This window comes from Armatimonas sp. (assembly GCF_043760365.1).
GTDB lineage: Bacteria > Armatimonadota > Armatimonadia > Armatimonadales > Armatimonadaceae > Armatimonas.
In genome coordinates, this window is the sequence record NZ_JAYUPA010000631.1 from 1 (window position 1) to 4,175 (window position 4,175).

Sequence of the window (4,175 nt, forward strand, 5' to 3'; positions counted from 1 at the left end):
GGGGCGTGCTCTAAATAGAAGGCGAAGTCCTCCGCGCCCATTGTGGGCTCGCTCAGCGTGACGAGCAAGAGGCGCTCAAGCGTAATTTGGTGGCAAAGACCGCCGAGACACAGACAGCGTCCACCGATGCCTACACCACAGCATCCTCCACCATAGATGCAATTCGTGGGGTCATGGGGAAGACATCCCCGCTTGGCAAGAAGGCCACCGCGCTTCGCACTGCGCTCAAAAAGACCCGGATAATCTACTCCCGACAAGCAGCCTACGCTTAAAACAAGCTGGGCTGCTCGCTCTCGAAGGCGAGTAGCCGAGACTTAACCCCCGTGCCGTAGGCAAAGCCACCTAGCCCACCATCGGCGGCGATAACGCGATGGCAGGGGACAATCAGGGGAATGGGATTGGCTCCACTGGCGGCCCCCACCGCGCGGGCGGCGTCTTTATTGCCCACAGCAGCAGCGATCTGGCCGTAGGTACGGGTCTGGCCGTAGGGGATCCGTGCCACTTCGTTCCAGACCTGATTCTGAAACTCCGTGCCGCCGGGTACCCGAGCCAGCTCGAACTCCGTGCGTTCACCGTCGCAGTACTCTTGAATCTGCCTTTTGGCCTGCCTGGTCTTCAGAGGATCATGTTCGCTCCCTTGAGGCTCTTGATCGCTAAAGTCCAGGGACACCACTGCCCCATCACTATCCACAGCCACGGTCATGATGCCAAAACGGGTTTCGAAAGTCTCTGCATAGAACATGGAACCATTGTAGCGCAAGTGTGGTATGTTTTTCTGGAGGATTTGAGTTAACCATGGCATCTATCTACGATTTCACGATGAAGAACATCGACGGCAAAGACGTCCCGCTAAAGAGCTATAAAGGCAAAGTGATGTTGGTAGTCAATGTCGCCAGCAAGTGCGGCCTGACCCCCCAGTACGAGCAGCTTGAGACACTCAACAAAAAGTACAAGGCCAAGGGGCTACGGGTTCTGGGATTCCCGGCCAATAACTTTGGTGCGCAGGAGCCAGGTACCGAAGCGGAGATCAAGCAGTTCTGCACCCTGAACTACAAAGTCAGCTTTGACATGTTCCATAAGATCAGTGTCAAGGGAACCGACCAGCACCCGCTCTACAAGTACCTTACGGGCTTACCAAAGCCCAACGGCGGCGATATCGAGTGGAACTTCGGTAAGTTTCTTATCGGCAAAAACGGCGAGGTCATCGCTCGTTTCCCTGCCTCGATGAAACCCGATGATCCTAAGGTAGTTGCTGCCCTCGAAGCCGCACTTAAATAGACAATAGGAGAAGTGCTAAAAGCGCCTCCTCGGCCGTGGAATCGTCGTCGTGCCGGGCCAGGTTGGGGAGGCGTTTTGTTAGCTCCGTGTAGTGGCCCAAGCTGTAGGTTTCGAGCAGAGACTTATCCGCGACCAGCTTGTGCAGCGCCTCATCACGGGCCATTCCTTTGAGGGAGAGCAGAGGGTAGAGGGTACCCGGCGGCAGAACCGTATCGGCGGCTGCGTAGAGGGCTTGTAAGTAGGCCAGGCCACTTCCCTCAAGCCGCCGCGCAACGGACAACAAAAAGGGAAAGTGGGTGCTTGGCTCCGGGGCGTGGGCAATCACGAGCCGTGAGAGTGCCACCGCTAACCGTGCGAGCACAGCGGGGTCGGTTTCCTCGGTGAGCTTCTGGGAGACCGTCTCCAGAGCGTTGGGCAGTGCGGAAGCGAGCTTCTCGATGGCACGGGCCGCAGCGAGACGCATTCCCTGATCCACAGTAGCAACGAGCAGCGCTAGCAGGCGCTGCTGCGCCTCGGCGGTATCTTCCGGGCGCAGGTTCGCACCGATGGCGGCCAGCGCGGTGCAAGCCGCCTCACAGCGAGTAGGGCGATCCGGGTTGAGCGCCGCAATGAGAGTCGGTGCTGAGGAGGGGTCGGCGAGGCGGCCTAGAGCCCGCAGCGCGGCCACACGCACGGTGGCGTTCGGCCCTCGCGCAGCACCTTCCAGCGCTGAGGTGGCCGACCAATCGCCCAAAAAACCCAGCGAGTGCGCTGCCTCTTCTCCTACCGCCGCCGCCGGATCGAAAAGCTTGGCTGTGAGGCTAGGGACGGCCCGTGTGTCCCCAATCTCCCCCAACGCCCGCGCCGCCGTTGCGCGTACCGCGTGGGCCACATCATCCAGCGCTTCAACGAGCTCCTCCACAGCCAGCGACGACTTGCGCTCCCCTAGCTCGCGCACCGTCTCCTCGCGCGCTTCGGCATCGGTGGTCTTTGCCAGCCGCTGTGTCCGCCGAAAGCCCCCCATCGTCCCCGTGCCCACGAGCTGCCCCAGCACGAAGCGCGTTGTCTGGCTGTCTTCCACTTTAAGCTGATGCAGTAAGACCAGCGCCACGACACGAACCACATCGGTAATGAGAAACATCACCTTGTAGTTATTCAGCCCAAAGGGGAGGCGAAGATCAGCAAAAACGGTCATGAGCGCCCCTCCCACAATCGGAGAGACGCCGCCAATGATCCCAGTGAACGCCGAGAAGACTGCAACATAGGTGCCGCGCTTGTCATCGGGTGTCATCGAAAGCAGTAAATTAAACTGCGTCAGGCCCACCGCCGCCCAGCCCGCCCCGGAGACGATATTCATCGTGACCATGAGCGGGTAGTTGAGCCAGTTCTGACCGGGGAACGTGAAGCACCAGAGAATCGGGCTGATCAGCACTAGCCAGCTTCCGATCATCAGCACGGGCCGACCGCCGTATTTATCGGCCAGATACCCCCAGAGCGGCATGGTCGCTAGGCTCGCCGCCGAGGCAACTGCCCCAATAAGCTGCACCACGACATACGGCAGCTCTAACCCGGCTTTATCTACCTGCCAGGCCATGAAAAACTGTCCCGCTAGCGACTGGCCCACCACAACGGTTCCTGCAAACGCCAAAAATCGCCGGAAGCTAGGATCGGCAAACGGTGCCTTGAGAGACTTCAGCGGGTTTGTCTTTTCGACTTGCCGCACCATAGGCGGCTCGGGCTGACGCAGAATGAGAAAAAAACAGACTACCGCAGGAATCGCAGCCAGTCCAAAGAGCAGCGGAAACCCGATCTCTGGCTTGAGCCTATCGAGTAGCCAGGCAGCGGGCAGCGGAGCCAGCATCGCGACAATACTAGCCAGGCGGTTGCGTCCGGCAAAGTAGCGTCCCCGGGCATCACCTGGCACTAAATCGCTCATCCAGCTCGTCCACGCTGGAACCGTGATTGTCAGAAGCGCAGAGGAGAGAATCAGCAGAATCAGAAACGCGACCAGCTTGAGCGAGTCAGGAATCGGCAGGAGCGCCACCAGTGCTAACGTCGCCAACAACAAGCGACCTGCTCCCGCCGAGAAGGCCACAAACTGACGGCGCTCGCCGCGCCGTTCGGTATAGAGCGAGGCGGGAATCTGGAGGAGCCCCACCGCGGCAGGCAGCCCCGCGAGCAGCCCGAGAACAAGGTCGCTGGCCCCGAGATGCCGCGCAAACCCTATCTGGAACGCGCCGCCCGTGAAGACCACAAAAACCGTCGCCCATAGCGCTTCCTGCGTCGAGATGCGCAGACCACGGAGCGCCTCCATGCGCGAGATCGGTTCGGGTTCACCTTGCATACTCTGTCAGTATACACAAAAAAATCGCCCCCATTCATGGGAGCGACTCCAATCGTGGCGATTACAAATCAGTCGGCAGGGCGCTCTCCAGCGCTGTCGAAGACTTTACCATCGGTGAAGAACGCGCCGCGCGCTTCGTTGCCAACAGTCCCCCAGACAGTGACTTTTAGATCACTCTGGACACGAATCTGGCAAGACAGGCGGTGCGTGGCGATCAGCTCCGGGTCTTCCAGAGCGGACTCTTCTTCGTCAGACATGGACGGCACATCGCCTTCTAGCACTTGAACACGGCACGTGGTGCAGGCGGGGACGCCGCCACAGCGGTGCAGGATGGGAATCCCGGCATCTTCGATACATAGAACGAGCTTCTTGCCTTCCGGCACGTCGAACGTGCCATGGCCTTCAACAGTTAGCTTGGGCATAAGTAAGTATTTTTCTCCTGAGAGGATGTTACCCTATTCATGAACGTAAGGCGCGTTTCCTCCTAGAATTAACGCGCTCTACTCATAGCGTAGCGCATTAATAGGATCAAGCTTTGAGGCGCGTACGGCAGGGTAGATGCCAAAGAACATCC

At 59.2% G+C, this 4,175-nt stretch carries 5 protein-coding genes; 2 read left to right on the plus strand and 3 right to left on the minus strand.

The window, feature by feature from the left end:
• Positions 1 to 89 precede the first annotated feature (89 nt).
• Positions 90 to 272, plus strand: a complete 183-nt coding sequence (locus tag ACH2EH_RS14425) for a hypothetical protein (protein WP_395142744.1) — start codon at positions 90 to 92, stop codon at positions 270 to 272.
• Here the strand turns inward: ACH2EH_RS14425 and ACH2EH_RS14430 are convergent.
• Positions 269 to 742, minus strand: a complete 474-nt coding sequence (locus ACH2EH_RS14430; RefSeq protein WP_395142745.1) for a methylated-DNA--[protein]-cysteine S-methyltransferase — start codon at positions 740 to 742, stop codon at positions 269 to 271. The genes ACH2EH_RS14425 and ACH2EH_RS14430 overlap by 4 nt on opposite strands.
• A 53-nt stretch (positions 743 to 795) precedes the next feature.
• Here ACH2EH_RS14430 and ACH2EH_RS14435 point away from each other — a divergent pair, with 53 nt between their 5' ends.
• On the plus strand, positions 796 to 1,278 hold the full coding sequence (locus ACH2EH_RS14435) for a glutathione peroxidase (protein WP_395142746.1): 483 nt from the start codon (positions 796 to 798) through the stop codon (positions 1,276 to 1,278).
• Here the strand turns inward: ACH2EH_RS14435 and ACH2EH_RS14440 are convergent.
• Complete coding sequence (locus ACH2EH_RS14440) at positions 1,271 to 3,601, minus strand: MFS transporter (protein WP_395142747.1); 2,331 nt, start codon at positions 3,599 to 3,601, stop codon at positions 1,271 to 1,273. The genes ACH2EH_RS14435 and ACH2EH_RS14440 overlap by 8 nt on opposite strands.
• 68 nt (positions 3,602 to 3,669) lie before the next feature.
• Positions 3,670 to 4,023 carry a 2Fe-2S iron-sulfur cluster-binding protein gene (locus tag ACH2EH_RS14445; protein ID WP_395142748.1) on the minus strand — a complete coding sequence of 118 codons (354 nt, stop codon included), beginning with the start codon at positions 4,021 to 4,023 and terminating at the stop codon, positions 3,670 to 3,672.
• Positions 4,024 to 4,175: the final 152 nt, after the last annotated feature.